This is a genomic window from Streptococcus sp. HMSC034B03 (genome assembly GCF_001838575.1).
GTDB lineage: Bacteria > Bacillota > Bacilli > Lactobacillales > Streptococcaceae > Streptococcus > Streptococcus anginosus.
In genome coordinates this window covers 42,198-62,374 of sequence record NZ_KV837634.1, presented here as the reverse complement: position 1 = coordinate 62,374, position 20,177 = coordinate 42,198, and the positions used below count along the sequence as shown (strand labels likewise).

At 39.1% G+C, this 20,177-nt stretch carries 18 protein-coding genes and 2 pseudogenes; 6 read left to right on the top strand and 14 right to left on the bottom strand.

Going from position 1 to position 20,177, the window contains the following annotated elements:
• Nucleotides 1-33: 33 nt before the first annotated feature.
• A complete protein-coding gene (locus tag HMPREF2634_RS07770) occupies nucleotides 34-165 on the bottom strand; it encodes a teichoic acid D-Ala incorporation-associated protein DltX (RefSeq protein WP_021002226.1) in 132 nt (43 codons plus the stop codon).
• Between the two features lie 303 nt (nucleotides 166-468).
• Here HMPREF2634_RS07770 and HMPREF2634_RS07765 point away from each other — a divergent pair, with 303 nt between their 5' ends.
• The 3 genes and pseudogenes from HMPREF2634_RS07765 to HMPREF2634_RS09795 all read left to right on the top strand — a co-directional run bounded on the left by HMPREF2634_RS07765 (nucleotide 469) and on the right by HMPREF2634_RS09795 (nucleotide 2,402).
• Nucleotides 469-795, top strand: coding sequence for a PadR family transcriptional regulator (locus HMPREF2634_RS07765; RefSeq protein ID WP_021002227.1), 327 nt, complete (start codon nucleotides 469-471; stop codon nucleotides 793-795).
• The gene (locus HMPREF2634_RS07760; protein ID WP_021002228.1) at nucleotides 782-1,777 is read left to right on the top strand and encodes a DUF4097 family beta strand repeat-containing protein; all 996 of its coding nucleotides are present in this window, start codon (nucleotides 782-784) and stop codon (nucleotides 1,775-1,777) included. The genes HMPREF2634_RS07765 and HMPREF2634_RS07760 overlap by 14 nt, the downstream gene beginning before the upstream one ends.
• A gap of 9 nt (nucleotides 1,778-1,786) precedes the next feature.
• A pseudogene (locus tag HMPREF2634_RS09795) lies at nucleotides 1,787-2,402 on the top strand (HAD family hydrolase).
• A gap of 410 nt (nucleotides 2,403-2,812) precedes the next feature.
• Here the strand turns inward: HMPREF2634_RS09795 and HMPREF2634_RS07745 are convergent.
• The 3 genes and pseudogenes from HMPREF2634_RS07745 to HMPREF2634_RS07735 all read right to left on the bottom strand — a co-directional run.
• Nucleotides 2,813-3,028, bottom strand: a pseudogene (locus HMPREF2634_RS07745) (VTC domain-containing protein); the annotation flags it as partial.
• A gap of 157 nt (nucleotides 3,029-3,185) precedes the next feature.
• On the bottom strand, nucleotides 3,186-3,617 hold the full coding sequence (locus HMPREF2634_RS09790; protein WP_257362203.1) for a hypothetical protein: 432 nt from the start codon (nucleotides 3,615-3,617) through the stop codon (nucleotides 3,186-3,188).
• A 52-nt stretch (nucleotides 3,618-3,669) separates the two neighbouring features.
• Nucleotides 3,670-4,428 (bottom strand): DUF6261 family protein, encoded by a 759-nt coding sequence (locus tag HMPREF2634_RS07735; protein WP_070836445.1) that lies wholly within the window; start codon nucleotides 4,426-4,428, stop codon nucleotides 3,670-3,672.
• A gap of 453 nt (nucleotides 4,429-4,881) precedes the next feature.
• Here HMPREF2634_RS07735 and HMPREF2634_RS07730 point away from each other — a divergent pair, with 453 nt between their 5' ends.
• A complete protein-coding gene (locus tag HMPREF2634_RS07730) occupies nucleotides 4,882-5,763 on the top strand; it encodes a helix-turn-helix domain-containing protein (RefSeq protein ID WP_021002230.1) in 882 nt (293 codons plus the stop codon).
• A gap of 17 nt (nucleotides 5,764-5,780) precedes the next feature.
• A complete protein-coding gene (locus tag HMPREF2634_RS07725; RefSeq protein ID WP_021002231.1) occupies nucleotides 5,781-6,554 on the top strand; it encodes a Cof-type HAD-IIB family hydrolase in 774 nt (257 codons plus the stop codon).
• Nucleotides 6,555-6,593: 39 nt separating this feature from the next.
• Here HMPREF2634_RS07725 and HMPREF2634_RS07720 read toward each other — a convergent pair whose 3' ends face one another.
• Complete coding sequence (locus HMPREF2634_RS07720; RefSeq protein WP_021002232.1) at nucleotides 6,594-9,392, bottom strand: YhgE/Pip domain-containing protein; 2,799 nt, start codon at nucleotides 9,390-9,392, stop codon at nucleotides 6,594-6,596.
• A 174-nt stretch (nucleotides 9,393-9,566) separates the two neighbouring features.
• Here HMPREF2634_RS07720 and HMPREF2634_RS07715 point away from each other — a divergent pair, with 174 nt between their 5' ends.
• Nucleotides 9,567-10,100, top strand: coding sequence for a TetR/AcrR family transcriptional regulator (locus HMPREF2634_RS07715; RefSeq protein ID WP_003026748.1), 534 nt, complete (start codon nucleotides 9,567-9,569; stop codon nucleotides 10,098-10,100).
• A 115-nt stretch (nucleotides 10,101-10,215) separates the two neighbouring features.
• On the opposite strand, the gene rpsD is transcribed toward HMPREF2634_RS07715, so the two are convergent.
• The 9 genes from rpsD to HMPREF2634_RS07670 all read right to left on the bottom strand — a co-directional run bounded on the left by rpsD (nucleotide 10,216) and on the right by HMPREF2634_RS07670 (nucleotide 20,115).
• On the bottom strand, nucleotides 10,216-10,827 hold the full coding sequence (gene rpsD, locus HMPREF2634_RS07710) for a 30S ribosomal protein S4 (protein ID WP_003026749.1): 612 nt from the start codon (nucleotides 10,825-10,827) through the stop codon (nucleotides 10,216-10,218).
• A gap of 204 nt (nucleotides 10,828-11,031) precedes the next feature.
• Nucleotides 11,032-11,661 carry an HAD family hydrolase gene (locus HMPREF2634_RS07705; RefSeq protein WP_003026750.1) on the bottom strand — a complete coding sequence of 210 codons (630 nt, stop codon included), beginning with the start codon at nucleotides 11,659-11,661 and terminating at the stop codon, nucleotides 11,032-11,034.
• A gap of 57 nt (nucleotides 11,662-11,718) precedes the next feature.
• Nucleotides 11,719-11,991 carry a Veg family protein gene (locus tag HMPREF2634_RS07700; protein ID WP_003026751.1) on the bottom strand — a complete coding sequence of 91 codons (273 nt, stop codon included), beginning with the start codon at nucleotides 11,989-11,991 and terminating at the stop codon, nucleotides 11,719-11,721.
• 3 nt (nucleotides 11,992-11,994) lie between these two features.
• Nucleotides 11,995-13,347: a replicative DNA helicase gene (dnaB, locus tag HMPREF2634_RS07695; protein ID WP_070836444.1), complete on the bottom strand. Its 1,353-nt coding sequence runs from the start codon at nucleotides 13,345-13,347 to the stop codon at nucleotides 11,995-11,997.
• Nucleotides 13,348-13,378: 31 nt separating this feature from the next.
• Entirely contained in the window at nucleotides 13,379-13,831 is a 453-nt protein-coding gene (gene rplI / locus HMPREF2634_RS07690) for a 50S ribosomal protein L9 (protein ID WP_003026754.1), read from the bottom strand.
• A complete protein-coding gene (locus HMPREF2634_RS07685; protein WP_021002233.1) occupies nucleotides 13,828-15,804 on the bottom strand; it encodes a DHH family phosphoesterase in 1,977 nt (658 codons plus the stop codon). The genes rplI and HMPREF2634_RS07685 overlap by 4 nt, the downstream gene beginning before the upstream one ends.
• Nucleotides 15,805-16,056: 252 nt before the next feature.
• Nucleotides 16,057-17,973, bottom strand: a complete 1,917-nt coding sequence (mnmG, locus tag HMPREF2634_RS07680; RefSeq protein WP_003026760.1) for a tRNA uridine-5-carboxymethylaminomethyl(34) synthesis enzyme MnmG — start codon at nucleotides 17,971-17,973, stop codon at nucleotides 16,057-16,059.
• 135 nt (nucleotides 17,974-18,108) lie between these two features.
• On the bottom strand, nucleotides 18,109-19,254 hold the full coding sequence (gene mnmA, locus HMPREF2634_RS07675; RefSeq protein WP_256381278.1) for a tRNA 2-thiouridine(34) synthase MnmA: 1,146 nt from the start codon (nucleotides 19,252-19,254) through the stop codon (nucleotides 18,109-18,111).
• Nucleotides 19,255-19,587: 333 nt separating this feature from the next.
• On the bottom strand, nucleotides 19,588-20,115 hold the full coding sequence (locus HMPREF2634_RS07670; protein ID WP_021002234.1) for an aggregation-promoting factor: 528 nt from the start codon (nucleotides 20,113-20,115) through the stop codon (nucleotides 19,588-19,590).
• Nucleotides 20,116-20,177: the final 62 nt, after the last annotated feature.

Here is a 20,177-nt window from a genome sequence, read left to right as displayed (position 1 = left end):
GTCGTTAATTACTGAATTGGTCACAGTCTGCTCCTAAAATTCATTATAGATAAAACCACCTTGGCCTTGACCAAGATAATTAAAGAAATAAAGCAACGCTAGAAATATCACAAAATAAAGCAGCGTCTGTCCAAGAAATTTAAAAATTATTTTATGTTTTTTCATCATATTCATCACTTTTGTCTTACTTCTAGATAAGACTTAATATATTTTACCATTTTCTAACGCTATTTTTCAATACAAAACATTCTTTAATTGAGGAATTAAGCTAGAATTAAGGTTTATTTACAACAAACCTAGGGAAATCACAGATGTGCTGTCTCAAAAAACTAGAAAAGAAAATAGTTTTAGACTTACATTTTAAAAATATATAAAAATTTTATATATTTTCTTGACTTTGAAAGTGAAAAGCACTATACTATGTATAGAAAAATTATATATAAAAATATTATACATAGGAGGTGGCTCATGTATTTTCCAACATCTTCTACCCTGATTGAATTTCTCATTCTAGCGATTTTGGAAAGTGAAGATTCCTATGGCTATGAGATTAGCCAAACGATTAAATTGATTGCCAACATCAAGGAATCAACCTTATATCCTCTTTTGAAAAAGTTAGAAAAAAATCGTTATTTAACGACTTATTCACAAGAATATCAAGGTCGAAAACGGAAGTATTACTCCCTTACTCCAGAGGGACGAAAGCAGTTAAACATCCTTAAAAGGGAGTGGGAGTTATATACAGCGACAGTCAACGGTATCATAGAAGGGAGCATTCGCCATGACAAAAACTGACTATTTAGCCGCATTAGAGAAATACTTAAAAACATTACCTGAGGCAGACTATAAAGAAGCAATGGATTATTTTACGGAATACTTTGAAGAAGCCGGACCTGAAAATGAAGCACAAGTCATTGAGGAGTTGGGAGATCCCAAAGACGCAGCAGAAGAGATTATTCGCTCACTTTCATCAAATCAAGCAGAAGAAACGTCAACTCGTCCTCAACACCAGTCATCTGCACACAATCACCAATCATATACCGACAATGCTTATATCTTTGAAGACTATGCAACAATCTCTGAATTGCATATTAATGTCACCACGCAAGATATTCTGATTGAGCCTTCACCTGATGATTTTTTCCACATCAAATACTATAATGGAAAAGGCAACAATCAAATCATTTCTACTGTTCAAAACGAGAAGTGGCACATTACAGAAAAAGGCAACACGCATTATAGTGGTTTGGACTGGATTATTAATGTCATGAAAAACGGTTTTGATAATCATCCCATCTGCATTCAAATCCCGAATGGCAAGATTCTTCAATCATTCTCACTTCAAGCAACTTCTGGTGATGTAGCTGTATCTCATCTTCAAACACAAAAAGGAACGATTGAACTTGCAAGTGGTGATCTGTCCATGCGGCATTGTCAATTACAACAAACCGATGTGACCCTTACTAGTGGCGATATCCATCTGGCACATGCCAAATTAACAGATTGTAAAATTACTCTTGTATCAGGTGATCTCGACACGCATTCTTTAGAAATTGCTGGTAAAACCTCTATTCAAACAACAAGCGGAGATGTTACGCTTCATTTGTTGCACCATGATTTTAGCTATGATATTGAAACGGTACATGGAGATATTTCTATTTCTGAGCAGCTCCAGCCAAGCCACCAAATTGTTGGCAACACAATCCGTCATAAAGTATCAACTTCTACAGATTCTCTTGCTATCCAAGCTGTCAGCGGAGACATCAATCTTTATTAGAGGTTTAGCATGAAACAGATTGATTGGTTATTCTTTGATGTTGGCTCAACTTTGGTAAATGAAGAAAAAGCCTATCAAGAGCGGATTAAACAGGCTCTTGCTGATACTAATATTTCTTATGCAGCATTTTATCAAACTATGATCCACTATTTTATGGAAAATAAAAAAGGCGATGTAGAAGCTCTGAAATATTATGGCTTGAGATGTCCAGCTTGGAATTCGGATTTAGAGGTGCTTTATCCTGATTGTAAGAATGTGCTGAAAACTCTTCACTCACACTACAATTGGTATCCTTGCTAATCAATTACCGAATCTACTGGTAAGATTGAGAACATTTGGTATTGATTCTTGGATTGATCTGGTGATTTCCTCTGCCGATGTTGGCTTGGCAAAACCCGATTTCGCTATTTTTGAGTTAGCTTTCCAACAAGCGAACTGTTTGGCTGAACACGCTGTGATGATTGGCGACCGTTTGGACAATGATATTCTTCCGGCTAAACAACTTGGAATGCAAACCATTTGGATCCGACAGGGATTTAGCCACTTGAACCACATAACGAATCCAGCAGAAGCACCAGATTGGACTGTTGATAATTTGACAGAGATTCTAGAGATTTTCGGATGAGTATGCAAAAAAACTAGAGTTGTTTCGCTCTAGTTTTTTAACGTTATCAATTTTATTATATCATAAATTTTCCTTCAAAAATAGACTTATTTTTTCTTAGTTTTGTGATACATTTAGGCTGAAAAAGGAAAAAGTGAGGTTGCTAAACATGAAAAAAAGAATCATCACTATTCAAGTTATTTGGTTTGTTTGTTCCCCTTTCATTTCTTTATTTATTTGTAGAAATATGCCAATTATACGTGATTTATTATTTCATATATTTTTCTTAGTTTTAATCCTATCACAATGATTAGCGATTAAAACACTATCACACCTTGACGATTAAGCAAAGGTCAAACGAAAGAGGTTGGGTTTCTCCCAGCCTCTTTTGTCTATCATCACCGTCCACCAGAATTGCTACCTTTGCCATTACGCACTTTTTCCTTGAAATAAGGCTTCTCCAAAGACTCCCGAATCATCTGATAGGTCGGCGTATCATAGTAGAGGTTGCCAATCGTTGAATAGGCATGCTCATCTTCTACCATATACGCTTCAAACTCCTTTAGCAAATCTGCCAACGTTTCCTTTGAGATGACATACTTGGTTTCTATCCGTTGAAATTTATCTTTAAATGTTTTTTTAGCCATGAGATTGCTCTCCTTTGTCGTTCTTTATCTACGTAGTTTACGGGCAAATCCTTAAAAGAAAGCTAAAGAAAACTTAAAGAAAACAAAACACCCCCATTTTCTGGAGGTGTTTAATAGATGTCTGTAGAATGAAATAGAAAATAGAGGCTGCCGCATCTTATTCCTCGCTCTTCTCTGCTTTTTCTCTTTTGATTAGAAATGAAAGAAGAGCAATAAGTGCCCAAACTAGCAAAATCCAGTACCACACATCATGGCTATTTCTTGGACCAGAAGAGAAGAAGTGTAAAAAATACATTATCAAATACAAAGAAATATCATTATAAAATTCCCAGTTAAAATGATAACTGCCTACTGGATAGGAGCGCTTATGCGAGCGCTCTGGAACAAAGATTTGCAAAAGCAAAAATATTCCCAGCACAGTAAAATAAATCACATTGAACACATCCAATTTCACGTAAGGATCAATCAATCCAAAGAATATCAGCATGCTCAACAGATAAAACCGCCACCGAAACCAAAATTCGTTATTAAAATGAAATTTTATCATTACATCACGCTTTCTAATCTGCTGCTCGTTCCTCTTCTTCACCTTTATCTTACCACTCTGACAGACAAACTTCAAGCAAGATGAAGGAGAAATTTTAGTTGATTTCTGCTACTTTTCCTGCTTCCACTTTAGGCTCTTTCCCCTTGCGGCGAGCAAGGATATCCGCATAATATTTGCGGCTATTATTGAGCACGGAAAGTACGTTCTGGTAAAACTCATCTGATTTGACCTGACTTAAAATTTCGACATAGTCTGCCAATTGTTGGTAAGGCGTCGCTACTTCTTTGCGCAATTGCTTGACATCATAGCTCACTTTTTGCAACTTCTCTTGGGAGCGAGAGGCAAAGAGTTGTTCAAAAGCCGAGTGGCTTTCGGTCAGGTTTTCAACGAATTTCCCAAGCGCTAAAGTCCCCACCTGCTCCTTATATGGGGCTGTTTTTAGCTTGTCCAGTAAGCTGACAACGAGGGCTGTTTCTTCCTCGTAATGCTTCTGATGAGCGTCTTTGTATTGGTCAAACAAGCGTTTCAAGCTGGCATAAGCTGCCTTTTCCTCCTCCCGCTTGGCTGCCCGATAAGGTTTCAGCGCATCGCGAAGAGCTTGCAAATCAGCGTCGCGCAATTCGTCAGCCGCACTAATCGAAGCTGATTTTTCACTCGCCCGAATCTGACCGAGAGAGGCTTGATAAGCAGGCAAGGCTGCCTTTATCTTCTTGACGAGAGCGGTAATGACGTCCTCATTTTTAAAGTCGAGCGCTTCTTTCTCCACATCGTCTAAAAAACGAGTGATAAACTGCGTGAATTCTGCATGACGGAGACTGCTCACCTGAACATTAACTAACTTTCCTTTTGGCATAAAATCCTTTCCTTATTAAAAAATATTTTTTCTTATCTGACCCTCAGATAAGATGAATGACTTTTCTTTATCCTGTCCGAGGCTCGGACGAAGCAAACTTGTTTCAAGGCAAACCGTCTGACCCTCGGACGAAGCAAACCTGTTTCAAGGCAAGCCGTCCGACCCTCGGACAAAGCAAACCTGTTTTAAGGCAAGTCGTCCGACCCTCGGACGAATGAAAAATCATCTCATTTAGTATAACATGAATGGGAAATTATAGGAAATTTTCTGAAAAAGAGGACTAACCACTTTCAAAACAGTTTGAACACACAGTCCTTAATGGAACGCAGAAGCAGAAAAGGTATTTTTCTTCATCACTTTTTCTCCTTTCATCTATATGATATAATATGATGAAAAGGCATTCACAAAATGCCCACTATTTTCACATTTCATATTTAACACAAGGAGTCGCCTATGCGTTGGGATATTGGCACAGTTTACAAGACGATTCGAAAAGCAAAGGGAATCACCCAGCAAGAGATTTGCGGAGATTGGATTTCTCGCTCCAATCTTTCCAAGTTTGAAAGCAACCAATCCGTTCCCAGCTATGAAACCATGGAATTTCTGCTCCACCAGATTGACATGAGCTTTGGGGAATTTGAATATATTTGTGATTATTATCATTCAAATCACAGAATGAAGATCATCTTACAATTTAAAAATTATTTGTCTGTCGTTGAAACAAAACAATTACTGGATTTAACCAAACAGTGTGAAGACTACTTGAATGCTCATCATGATATTCCCATTAGCAATATTTTGCGTATGGCAAATATACTAATTGAAATTAGAAAAAATAAAATCAGTAGTCAAGCACAATTTTTAGCCCAACAGTTATGGACAGATTTAGAAAAACGAGATACTTTTTATGAAAGTGACCTAAATTTACTAAGTGTTATTCTTTACTTCTTCCCACTAGAAACCATTCAAAATATAACGGAAAAAATCTTAGCCAGTCTCAACAAGTATAAGCATTACAAAGAAATTCACAGTACACAATTCTCCATTTTAGCCAACCTTTCGACAATTTACCTTTACAACAACCACCTTGACGATTGCCAGCGTATCACCGAGATGATCTTACCGCTCGCCAAGCAAACAAAACGATACGACAAGCTCGGCTTTGCTCAGGTTCGCCTGGGTATTTGCCAAGGAGACGACGCCCTTATCCAGAAGGGGCTCCAGTTGCTTGAGCTGACAGAAGAAATGACCTTGCTCGAAAACTTGAAAGAAGAAGTCAAACAGCATCGTACTTCCCCTTTCTCTCATGTTTCACGTGGAACTTCAGCACCTTAAAGGAGACAGAGAAGCAAATGACTTACAACGGATTTGTATTTTTTGATATTGACGGCACCTTGGTTGATAGCCAAGGACAAGTCCCAGCAGACAACAAAACAGCCATTGCTCAACTACGAGCCAACGGCTTTCTGCCTATTATCTGTACGGGGCGCGGGCGCGGAGAAATGGGGACGGTTCTGGAAGACGCTGGGATTCATTCCGCTATCTTGCTAAATGGCATGGAAATCCTCCATGAAAAGCAATTCCTGTTTGAAGGACGAATTGCGCAAAACAGCATTCTCAAGCTCCTGCAACTGGCAAAGGAAAATGAGCATGACCTCGGTTTTTATTCGCAAGGAGAAATGCGTGTGACGGCGCTCAGTCTGACTGTTCAGCGGAATTTCCGCTATTTTCATCAAGACCTGCCCCAAGTCGGTCCGACCATTTATCAAAACCAGCCTTGTCAGATGTTGCTCATTTTTAGTGAGGAGCCAGAAAAAGACACCCAGTACCAAACAGAAGTCCCTGAACTGCACTTTTTCCGTAACAGCCCCTACTCGATAGACATCACGCCGCACGGCTGTAACAAAGGCTCTGGGATTCAGCACCTGCTGACCTTGATGGCAGACGAAGCACCGACTTACGCATTCGGAGACGGGCTCAATGACCTGACCATGTTTGAAACAGTAGATTATCCCATTGCAATGGGCAATAGCCAAACAGCCGTCAAAGAAGCAGCCACTTTCATCACGCGCTCTAATGATGAAAATGGCATTCCACATGCCCTTGCCCACTTTGGTTTAATTTAAAAAAGAAGCTCCTGTATTCAAGATACAAGAGCTTTTAGATTAGACTAATTCTTTTTTATTCGGATTGTAGACCAAGAAACCAAGACCGACAAAGAGCAGCAGAACAACTGTCATGAAGGCAACTTGTCCGCCAACTTGCCCCGTCATCGAAATCGTTTGACGCAAAGCCGAAACAGAATAGCTCATCGGCAACCAAGGATTGACATCTTGGAAAATCTTATCCGTCAACGGAAGTGGGTAAGTCCCTGCACTAGAGGCTAGTTGCAGCAATAGCAAAATCAAAGAAGTGAAAGCACCAAGCTTAGTGTCCCACGTTACCAGAGCCGTCACCACAGCCATGAAGCACATGCTGGTCAAAAGAATGATACCAAGCGTTGCCCATTCGTGGTTGGCAGTCAAGCCAATCATGTGCACTGCACCATACACCAATAAACCTGCCAAGAGAGAAATAACGCCATTGACCTGAATACGTGCTTTCAGCCATTCCATACGTGTCTGTGGCTTCTTACCAGAAGGTAGCGTGCTAAAGATGATATTGGTTGAAATCGCTGCTACAAAAAGTGCCACAGAAATCATATATGGAGCCATACCGATACCATTTTTACCAACATGGTCTTTATCTATTTTCTTCGTTGTCAATGGATTTGCAAGCGCCTTGGCGTTGGCTTTATTGGTTGTCACCGTGGATAATTGATCTTTGGCGTCTGTCAAACCGGCTGTTAAGCTGTCCGCACCCGACACAAGTGCTCCCAGATTAGACGTGATAGTTGAGCTGCCGTCTGCCAGCTTCGTAGAACCATTCGCAATTTGACCAGCACCATCAGATAGTTTGCCTGCCCCTGACACAAGAGCTGCAGAGTTGTTCACTAATTGACTAGCTCCGTCTGCCAATTTTGCTAAACCAGCGTCAATTTGACCATTATTAGCCGCCAATTGATTAGCTCCAGAATTGATTTTTGCCATACCAGATGTCAATTGACTATTCTTACCAGTCAAGGTCTTAGAACCTGAACTGATTTTCGCCATACCAGACGTCAACTGACTATTCTTACTAGCCAAGGTCTTAGAACCTGAACTGATTTTCGCCATACCAGATGTCAATTGGCCGCTATTGCCAGATAAGGTATTAGCCCCTGCCGTAATCTGCGCAACCCCATTGGTGTAGTCGGTTACACCTTTTGCTAATCGACCAGCACCCGTTGCTAAGCTCGTTTGCAATTGATCAATACCTGCTGCTACTTGATTAGCACCCGCAGTTGATTGTTGCAAAGCTACAAGGATTTTTGCTTGGGATTGTTGTGCGCTCGTTTGAAGCTCTGAAAGCGCACCTTTTGCTTGTTCGATAACAGCGATGTTTTGTTGATTAGAAGATTGCTCTAGCAAGTTCGCCACTTGCGTCTTGAGCGCTTGAATATTTGTCAATAGACTTGCCGCAGTCGTAGCAGTTTGACTTGGAGTTTGCGAAATCGCAGCATTGATTTCTGCCTGCTCACTAGCACTTAACTTTTGATAAGCAGCTGTAGCAGCCACGTTAGTTGCAATCGTGGTCTTGTCTGTCGTCGCACTATTGGCAAGTGTGTTCGCAGCCGTTTCCATATCGCTTAAAGCAGTCGTCATGCTTGCTTTAGCGGCTGACAAGTCTGATCCAGTTGAAAGAGCGGTTTGCACAGCAGTTAAACCTGCTTGCAAATCCTGTAGCTGTTGAACTTGTTCAGCAGTCATGCCAGATTGTTGAACAGTTGTCATTAACGTATTCAGACCCGTAGCTAATTGATGCGCGCCACTTGATAATTTTTGAATTTCTCCATTAGAAGCGGTCAATTGATTGACTCCAGCCAATAAATTTTGCGATTGAGCATTTAACTGATTCGCACCGCCTGCAAGATTTGCTACACCATTGGCATACGCATTTAAACCATCTGATAATTCTCCTGAACCGTCAGCCAATTGACCAACAGCACTTGTATACCCCATCAGACCTTTTGACAACGTATCTGAACCAGAAGCCAATTGACCAACAGTATTTGTATAGTCTGTCAGACCTTTTGAAAGCGTATCTGTCCCAGAAGCCAATTGACCGACACCTGACGTATAAGCTGAAAGGCGTGTCGATAGCGTACCAATTCCGTCTGACAGCTGATGCACCCCAAGCGTATAGGTTCCCAAACCTGTCGTTAATGTATTAGCACCATCCGCAAACGTCATACTAGAACTAGATAAAGTCTGTAAATTATCTGTCAAGGTTTGACTACCCTCTTTCAATTGTTGACCGCCAGAAGCGAGTTGCCTACTACCAGAAGCAGCTGTTATCATGCCTTTCTTCAAGCTATTCATACTCTTGAAGAGCGATGTCGTGTATGTATTGGTCACATTGTTTGCGACAGTTTGTTGAAGTCGCGTCATAGCCGAATCACTCATCTTACTAGCAATAAAGCTATGTCCACTAGACGTTTGATAATCAATCTGCATTTTTTGTGGCTTATTATCCAGAATACTAGCTGCCTTTTGGGATAAATCACTTGGAAGCGTGATAATCATATAATAATCACCCTTCTCCAAACCTTTCTTTGCCTTTGCTTCAGATACAAAATGAAAATCTAAAGCATCATTCTTTTTAAGACTTTTCACCATATCATCACCAACAGATAAGGTGTTGTTGTTAAATGTCGCATGTTGGTCTTTATTCACAACCGCTACTGGCAATTCTGAAACTTTACCATAAGGATTCCACATGGAGCTCAAAAAGATCACATTATAAAGAGCAGGAATCAAGGAAACACCAATCATGACAATCACAAAAATTGGTTTTTTGAAAATTGCTTTCCATTCTTTGAACATTTTTTCTCCTCTATCTTAGACACTCTGTATAAAAATTTTAATTTTTGAAATGTTTTTATACACATTGTCTAAATATTTGATATAATAGATTATACAGTTTCTACATTTTTTCACAAGAGAAAAATTTCAATTTTAGACACGTTGTATAAAATTGTTCAAAAGAGGAAAACTAATATGGCAGAAAGTAACAAGCGCCAAAAAACAAAAATGATTATTGAAAATGCGATGGTAGAGCTACTGGAACACGAATCATTCGACCAGATTAGCACTGTCAAGTTGACCAAGACTGCCGGCATTAGTCGCAGTAGTTTTTATACACACTACAAAGATAAATATGATATGATTGAGCATTATCAACAGAAACTTTTCCATAAGTTAGAATACATTTTTGAGAAGTATGCTCAAGACAAGCGTAGCGCGATTATAGAAGTTTTTGATTTTCTCACACGCGAATCCCTCCTTTCTGTTTTGTTAACAGAAAACGGAACAAAAGAAATTCAAACATTTTTACGCCATAAATTCCAAATCATGCTGGCTGAAGACCTACAAGAGCGCTTTAGTAGTAAACTACTAAGTCAAGTGGAGAAAGAATACAGCTATGTTTACCTGACAAACGCCTTTTTTGGAGTTTGTCAAATGTGGATTGCTAGAGGAAAAAAAGAAAGCCCTGAACAAATGGCAGATTTTCTTTTAAAAATGTTGGATTAGAATATTTCTTATACCTTTCCCTAGTAGCACCCACAAGCTCTCTAGGGCTTTTCTTCGTAATCTTTACAACAAAAAAAGAAGCTGGGAAGATTCCCAACCTCTGATAATCCATCAATTAAAGTTGTTTGTTATAGTATTCAACGACAAGCGCTTCGTTGATTTCTGGGTTGATTTCGTCGCGCTCTGGCAAGCGAGTCAATGAACCTTCTAATTTTTCAGCATCAAATGATACAAATGCTGGACGTCCAAGAGTTGCTTCAACCGCTTCAAGAATTGCAGGTACTTTAAGTGATTTTTCACGAACTGAAATCACTTGACCAACAGATACACGGTAGCTAGGAATATCTACACGTTTTCCGTCAACAAGGATATGACCGTGGTTTACGAATTGACGAGCTTGACGACGAGTTGTTGCAAGTCCAAGACGATAAACAACATTATCCAAACGACGTTCCAAAAGAAGCATGAAGTTAAAACCAAGGATTCCACCTTTGATTTTAGTTGCTTGTACAAACAAGTTACGGAATTGTTTTTCACCTACACCATAAGTGAAGCGAAGTTTTTGTTTTTCAGCCAATTGCAAACCGTATTCTGACAATTTACTACGGTTGTTTGGTCCATGTTGACCTGGTACGTAGTTACGACGTGCCAATTCTTTCCCTGTACCTGTAAGTGAAAGACCCAAACGACGAGCTTGTTTCCAAGATGGCCCTGTATAACGTGACATAAACATGTCCTCCTGTAAAAATAATAATTTGAGGAAATAGTCACTTAGAAAGCCCTGATTCGTGCAGAACATTTTCGCCTAAACAGCCAAGGCTACTTTTATAGCTAATATTCTGTTGACGAGCTTCATGCCCTCCTGCTGCTATTTCACACAAAAGCCATTATATCAAAAAAAATCCTATCTGTAAAGACGGATTTTCCCAGATTATTTCTTTCTATGAAAATAACCTTTTTTCTTCAACAATTCCTCTATCGCAATTATATTTTGCTGTTCAGATGTTGCTAAAATAGTTTCAAATCCTAGACTTTTAGCGACATCTAAATTTATCTGTAAATCATCTATAAATACACATTGATTAGCTTGTAATGCGTATTGAGCTAGTAACTTTTGATAGATGCTTTTATCTGGCTTTGCAAACCCTACTTCGTAAGAAAGGATTTTCCCAGTCAAAACTTTCGTCATCGGTAATAAACCTGCATTTTCAACTGCATAAAATATCTCACTTGTAGTAGACAAAATATAAATGCCATATCCCAGCTGAGCCCATTCAAAAATTTTCTCTTGTAGCTGATGATAAACATCCACTGTCTCATACCAATGAGTAAAAATGGCTTCAACAGTAGCAGAGTAAGAACTATCTAGCAATGTTTGAGCCGCCTGAATGGCTGATTTCAAAGTTAATTGTCCAGTATCTGTCTGAGCCCAAAGTCCCGAATCAAAAATAGCAGCCTCGACGCGCTTACGGTCTTCTTCTTTTACAAAAGCAGCTAAAATCTTAGCAGGGTTCCATTCAATTAAAACATTGCCAAAATCAAAAACTAGATTTTTAATCATTTTTCACTCCAGCCACATCAATCAAAGCAGTTTTTCGCCATTAAAACCTATTTATTCTTAATCCAAATAACGAATGAGATTTTTCTCTGTTAAAATATCTGAATAAGTATAAGATTCGACATAAGTGTTTTCAATCTCACCTGGTTGACCTCCATTACTTGTATATTCAACGATAAACAAAGAAGGATAAACTTCAATCAAGCGCCCTTGCTTATTTTTTTGACGTTTACGGCCATTTTCAAGAGTCATTTCTACCATTTTGCCCTCATGGGCTTTGATTTCTTCTTTAATTTTTCTCATTTTTGCAACATCTGTAAATGCATCACTCATTGTTTATTCCTCTCTCTTGGAAATACTTGAAAACTTATTGTATTCTTTTTGGAAAATCAATTCTACCGTACCACGCGCACCGCTACGGTTCTTTTCGATAATCACTTCAACCTTGTTGTTTGGAAGCCCTTCAGGTTCTTCACCGCCGCGTTCATAGTAGTCATCTCGATATAAAAATGCAACAATATCTGCATCCTGCTCAATAGAACCCGACTCACGAATGTCTGACAAAACAGGCCGTTTGTCCTGACGCTGTTCCACACTCCGTGACAATTGGCTCAGCGCAATGACTGGCACTTTCAACTCTTTTGCCAAAATCTTTAATTGACGAGAGATTTCAGATACTTCTTGCTGACGATTCTCTCGACCAGTCCCTGTAATCAACTGCAAGTAGTCAATCAAGATTAATCCAAGATTTCCTGTTTCTTGCGCTAATTTTCGAGCACGCGAACGAATTTCTGTAATCCGAATTCCTGGCGTATCGTCAATGTAAATACTAGCTTCTGCTAGATTTCCTTGTGCAATTGCATACTTGCTCCATTCTTCATCCGTCAATTGTCCTGTACGGATTGAATGTGATTCAATTAACCCCTCTGCTGCTAGCATTCGGTCTACTAGGCTTTCTGCCCCCATTTCTAAAGAAAAGATAGCGACTGTTTTATCTAGCTTTGTTCCAATATTTTGAGCAATATTAAGAGCAAAAGCGGTCTTACCAACCGCAGGACGAGCTGCCACGATGATTAACTCTTCTTCATGCAGTCCTGTGGTCATGTGATCCAAATCTTGATAACCTGTCGCAATCCCTGTAATATCAGAAGTTTGCTGAGACCGCGTTTCCAAGCTACCAAAGTTAAGATTCAAAATCTCTTTAATATTTTTAAAGCCGCTTCGACTAGAATTTTCACTAACATCGATCAGCGCTTTTTCAGCCCCAGCAATGATTTCATCTGCAGGACTGGCACCATCATAAGCTAGATTGATAGAGTCTGTCAGCCGCGCAATCAACCGGCGCAAAACAGCCTTTTCTGCTACAATCTTAGCATAATATTCAGCATTGGCAGAAGTCGGTACTGAGTTGACCACTTCAACCAAGTAAGACAAGCCACCGATATTTTGCAAATCACCCTGACTGTCTAAAATATTACGAACAGTTGTCGCATCAATGGCATCGCCTCGATCTGCCAAGTCAATCATCGCTTTAAAAATTAACCGATTGGCATATTTAAAGAAGTCAGTTGGCTCGATATATTCACGAACAAACACCAGCTTACTTTCATCAATAAAAATCGCACCTAAAACAGATTGCTCTGCTAAAATATCCTGCGGTTGTGCTCGCAATTCATCAACATCTGCCATAAGACCTCCTCTCTTAAAAAATATTCTTCAATTAACCTTCTTTTACACGTAAGTTAATCACACTAGTCACATCTTGATAAATTTTCACTGGCACATCAATCAAGCCAACAGAACGAATAGGATTCTTGACTTGAATCAATCGTTTATCAATTCTAATTCCAAATTGCTTCTGCAACTCTTCAGCAATTTTTTTACTGGTAATAGAACCAAAAGTCCGTCCATCTGGTCCCACTTTTTCAGTAAATTCGACAATTGTACTTTCTGCTTCCAACTTTTTCTTAATGGCTTGCGCTTCAGCTAGCATTTCAGCGTGTGCTTTTTCCTCTGATTTTTGTTTTCCGCGAAGTTCGCCGATAGCTGCTGCAGTCGCCTCTTTGGCAAGATTTTTCTTAATCAGAAAATTCTGTGCATAGCCAGTAGGCACTTCTTTAATTTCACCTTTTTTTCCTTTACCTTTTACATCTGCTAAAAAGATTACTTTCATTCTTCTAACTCCTTATCTTTTAGTACTTCACGAACAATAATTTCATTTAAGCTATGAACCACCTGAGCAATTGTCTGGTCAGGAATTTGCGCTGCCGCCAAATTAAAATGACCGCCGCCGCCCAGTTCTTCCATGATACGTTGGACATTGATTTTACTACGACTACGAGCAGATATCGATATACTATTTTGTTTGTTCTTGCCGACAACAAAACTAGCTTCAATCCCTGACATAGCTAACATAGCATCTGCTGCTTTACTGATAACAACTGTATCATAGCATTTTTCTTCTGCTCCGGTAGCAACGAGTACATTTGGCAAGATTTTCTTACCATTTAAAATTAGCTCATTCACTTCACGGTACTCATCAAAATCCGTTGCTGAAATATCTTGAATAGCCACACTATCACTTCCGCGCGTGCGTAAATAGCTCGCCACATCAAACGTCCGACTGGTTACACGAGAAGAAAACTTCTTCGTATCCAGCATAATCCCAGCCATCAACACACTAGCCTGCATTTTACTCAAGCGTTTTGTCTTAGAATTTTGGAATTGAATCAACTCTGTTACCAATTCACAGGCACTGCTTGCTCCACTTTCGATATAAGTGATAACAGCATTTTCCGGAAAATCTTGATCTCTTCTGTGGTGATCAATGACAATAATTTGGTTAAACAAATCATAAAATTCTTTTGATAAAGTCAGAGCTGTTTTTGAATGATCCACCATAATCAACAGAGAACGATTGGTCACCATTGTCATCGCATCAGCGACCGAAAGAAGATTAGTCTCCCCTTCATCCTGCAGTCTGCGAACTGCTCGATCAATATCCGCAGCCATTTGATGAGGATCATAAACCGCATAAGTCTGATCAATAATATTACTAGCAAATACTTGCATTCCCACAGCAGAACCAAGCGCATCCATATCCAAATTTTTGTGCCCAACTACAAAAACTTGGTCCACACTTTTAATCTTATCCGAAATAGCAGTCATCATAGCTCGCGTGCGAGTACGTGTCCGTTTCACCGATGCAGCTGAGCCACCACCAAAGTAAACAGGATTCTTTGACTCATCATTTTCTTTGACAACAGCCTGATCACCACCACGAACTTCAGCAAGATTCAAGTTTAAGAGAGCCACTTTACCAATTTGCTCATGATTACTATCACCATAAGAAAAGCCCATACTCAATGTGAGAGGAATTTCCCGATTTTTAGCTTCTTCTCTAAACTGATCAATAACTGCAAACTTATTTTGCATTAACCGATCTAACACCGTGTAGTCCGTAAAAATATAGAAACGATCCATTCCCACACGACGAGAAAACATAGCATATTTTTCTGCAAATTCAGAGACAAAATTTGCGATAAAACTATTAATGTGGCTAATGTCTGAATCTGAGACAACATCCTCTAAATCATCATAATTATCGACTGAAATAATACCGATAACTGGTCTCGTCGTTACTAATTCTGAAGTTGCCTCATACTCACTTGAAGCATCAAAAAAGTAAAATACACTTGAAGCATGATCTAAGTAGACCGAATATTTTGTATCCCCAATTGTTGCATACGACCCAGCACCCTCAGATGGTGTTTTGGTAATTTTTTGCAGTAAATCCACATCAAATTCACCGTCTTCATTGGTAAGAATCAACTCTGCGTAAGGATTAAACCATTCTACATTTCCAGATGTTTGATCAACTTTTACAACACCAACCGGCATTCTTTCAAGCAATGACGCCAAACTATTTTCTGCTTGGTCATTCACATACTGGATTTGTTCCACTTCATCAATTTCATAACTTTTTTGTTGGTAAATTAATAGAAAAATCAAAAGAGCAAGCACCAAAAAAAGTGCAGATAACATCAGAATGCTGCTACCAAAAACTCGTAATAAAATAGCTAAAATTCCAAAGGAAATAACGCCCATGATTACAAAATGAATTGGAGTAAAACGAAATTTTTTCATCACAAACCTCTTAACCGCCATTTTACCACAAAAGCTCTAAAAAAGCGAGTTTTCCCTTATTAAAACAAGCCAAATAATACTGTCAAACTTTAGAAAAAATTAAATCTTCCTGCATCCCTTTGATTACTTTACAAAAAAGAATACCTGATTTTCCCATTAAATTAGCTTTATTTCTCTGTTAGTTTACAGCTTTGTCAAGTATTATTGACGAAAAAACACTTGCTCAGAAATGTGAACAAGCATCTTCATCATTTATTTTTTTGCTTTTTCTTGATTTTTTGAGATACTTCGTGATTTACCTTCCAAATAAACCATCAAAATCGAAATATCCGCTGGATTGACACCTGAAATCCGACTAGCTTGACCAATTGTTTCTGGGTTTATTTTCTTAAATTTCTGACGAGCTTCTGTCGCAATGGAATCAATATCATCCCAGTCAATGTTTGCTGGTATTCGTTTTTCTTCCATTCGTTTCATCTTCTCAACCTGATCCAACGCCTTAGAAATATAGCCTTCATATTTGACTTCAGTCTCAATCAATTCGATTATCTTTTCATCTAAATCTTCAGCTGCTGAACCGACAAACTTGACAACATCTTGATATGAAACTTCTGGACGACGCAAAAATTCTTTCGCTGTAACTGCGTCTGTCAATGGTTTAAAGCCTAATTTTTCAACCATTTCATTCGTTTCTTTAATCGGCTTTAATTTAATAGTGCTCAAGCGCTTCATTTCAGTTTCATATTGATTCTTCCTAATTTCAAAACGCAGCCAGCGCTCATCATCAACCAATCCTACCCTGCGTCCAATTTCAGTCAATCGCATATCCGCATTGTCATGACGTAAAATGAGACGATATTCGGCTCGACTAGTCAAAAGACGATACGGCTCTACCGTTCCCTTAGTAACCAAGTCATCAATCATGACCCCAATATAACCATCACTGCGTTTCAAAATCAGTTCCGGTTTTCCTTGAACCTTCAGAGCTGCATTGATTCCTGCAACAATGCCTTGTCCCGCTGCTTCTTCATAACCAGACGTCCCATTCGTTTGCCCAGCTGTAAACAAACCTGAGATTTTCTTAGTTTCTAGAGTAGCGCGAAGCTGATGTGGCATAATCATATCGTATTCAATCGCATAGCCAGTTCGCATCAATTCAGCATTTTCAAGTCCTTTAATAGAATGCACTAAATCTTTTTGAACATCTTCTGGCAAACTCGTTGACAACCCCTGAATATAAACTTCTTCCGTATCTCGCCCTTCTGGCTCCAAGAAAAGTTGGTGGCGCTCTTTGTCCGCAAAACGAACAATTTTGTCTTCAATTGACGGGCAGTAACGTGGTCCTACACCTTTCACCATCCCTGAAAACATTGGTGCACGGTAAAGGTTGTTTTGAATAATTTCATGACTTCTTCCATTAGTATAAGTTAGCCAACAAGGAATCTGCTCTTTGAGGTAATCCTCATCGTGAGAAGTATAGGAAAAGTGGTTCGCTTTTTCGTCTCCAGGCTGAATATCCGTTTCTTCATAATTGATAGAAGAGGCTTTCACACGTGGTGGAGTCCCTGTTTTAAAACGCCCAATTTCAAACCCTAAATCACGTAAATTGTCTGCTAAGTTAATTGCAGCTAAACTATGATTAGGACCAGAAGAATACTTCAAATCTCCAATAATAATTTCTCCACGCAGAGCTGTACCGGTTGTTACGACAACTGCCTTTGTAGCAAACTCTTGATGTGTAGCTGTTTTCACACCAACAACTTTCCCGTTCTCAACTAGAATCTCATCTATAATAGTTTGACGCAAAGTGAGATTTTCTTGATGTTGAACCGTCTTGCGCATTTCTTTAGAATAAAGTTCCTTATCTGCTTGGGCACGAAGAGCACGAACCGCTGGACCTTTCCCAGTATTGAGCATCTTCATTTGAATATAAGTTTTATCTATATTCTTAGCCATCTCTCCACCTAGAGCATCCACTTCGCGGACAACGATTCCCTTGGCAGATCCTCCAATAGAAGGATTACAAGGCATAAAAGCTAGCATTTCAATATTGATTGTCGCAAGTAGGACTTTACAGCCCATTCGACTGGCTGCTAACGAAGCCTCAACACCTGCATGCCCAGCACCAATTACGACAATATCATAACTTTCAGTAAAATTGTGTGTCATCTTTTCTTTCCTTATTTTTTCACCAAAAAAGTCAAACCTCTAGAAGTGCAGGACAAAAAGCCTGCAACATCCATGAGCTTTGACCATCATAGTTATTGCTATATCCATTTTAGCAGATTGCTAAAAAATGTCAATCTAAATATACTGTTGAAGTTTACCATCTTTATAGGCATTGTCAATCAAACCACCACCCAAACATTCTTCTCCATCATAAAATACAACGGCTTGTCCAGGTGTAATAGCGCGTTGAGGTTCTGCAAAGTTGACAATTGCCTTGTCACCCTTTACAGTTACTGTAACCTTAGAATCTGGCTGACGATAACGGAACTTAGCTGTGCATTCCATAGTAAACTCAGCTGGCATTTTTCTTGTAAAATGTACTTGACTAGCGTCAAGGCTCGTTGACATCAAGTTGTCATTGTAAAAACCTTGACCAACATAAAGAATATTTTGACTGAGATCCTTACCCACTACAAACCAAGGTTCATTATCCCCGCCATGCTGACCACCAATGCCAAGGCCTCCACGCTGACCAATTGTATAATACATCAAACCAGCATGCTCACCCATATCTCGACCATCAACTGTCATCATGCGACCAGGTTGAGCTGGTAAATAATTTCCCAGAAATTCTTTAAAGTTCTTCTCACCAATAAAGCAGATGCCGGTTGAATCTTTTTTCTTAGCAGTAGCCAATCCTGCTTTCTCTGCAATAGCTCGAACTTCAGACTTTTCTAAATGTCCCAACGGAAACATCGTTTTTTGCAGCTGCTCTTGTGATAACTGACTAAGGAAATAAGTCTGATCTTTGCCATTATCCACTCCTCGCAGCATATGAACAATTCCGTCTTCATCGCGCTTTGCACGCGCATAGTGACCTGTTGCCACATAATCCGCTCCCAATGTCATAGCATAGTCCAAAAAAGCTTTGAACTTAATTTCTTTGTTGCACATGACATCTGGATTCGGGGTTCTACCAGCTCGATATTCAGCTAAGAAATATTCAAAAACGCGATCCCAATACTCTTTTTCAAAGTTGACAGAATAATAGGGAATGCCAATTTGGTCTGCCACAGCTGCTACGTCTTTATAGTCCTCTGTAGCCGTACAGACCCCATTTTCGTCAGTGTCGTCCCAATTTTTCATGAAAATGCCGATCACGTCATAGCCCTGCTCCTTTAACAAAAGAGCCGTAACTGACGAATCCACACCGCCACTCATCCCGACAACAACACGTGTTTTAGAATGATCACTCATAGTGTTCTCCCATCTTTTCGTTATTTCACGATTGAAGGTCGTGTTTTGCTTTCAACGATTGAAGGTCGCTTAGAGCAAGGTTTATTATAACACGAAATAACCTTAAGAACAAATTTCAATAACCAGACATCAATAACTTTACACTACTGTAAACTAAAAATTCAGTGGATAAACTATTAAATCAGTGAATGAAACAATAGAGATTCTATCAAAAGGGCGAATCTAATGAGCAACTTTCAGCCTCTATCTATAGTCTGAAAATGGTGCTTTTAGTCGTAAACTACTATATTAAAGCCTTGCTTTCATCACAAAAAGGTTGAGACATTTTGTCCCAACCTCAATCATTTTTTGTATTCATCAATACCAGCCATTTGCTAACCAGAAAGTCTTTGCAGCTGACCAAGAACCATAACGACCTGCTACATAAGCGTCTGCTACTTTTTCTTGATTTTCTGCTGATAAGTCACCATTTAAGTAAGATAAGCTCAATTGGTAACGACCATAATATTGTCCATTTTGTGCTGTGTAACTACCACTTGATTCTTTTTGTGCAATCCATTCTTTTGCTGCTGCATCTTCAGCACTCAGACCAGATGTGGTAGTTGCCGAATTACTTGACTCCGCAGTTGCAGTGCTTGTAGTGGTGTCATCTAACTCCAATACCTGCCCAACACTAATCAGATGAATATTGCTAATTTTATTCTTCTGAGCAATTTGATCAATTGTTGTATTATGTGATGCAGCAATAGCTGAAAGTGTATCTCCAGATTTCACTGTATAACTATCCGCGTTTGCAAGTGTAGGAAGAAAGAATAGCGCTGTTGCTGCTAAGCTCATTAAACCTACTTTCATTTTTTTATTTGTATTCTTTAAATTTAAAATCATTTAAATTCTCCTTTTCTGTGATAGAACTATCATATACCTTAATTATTACTATTGTTTTTACC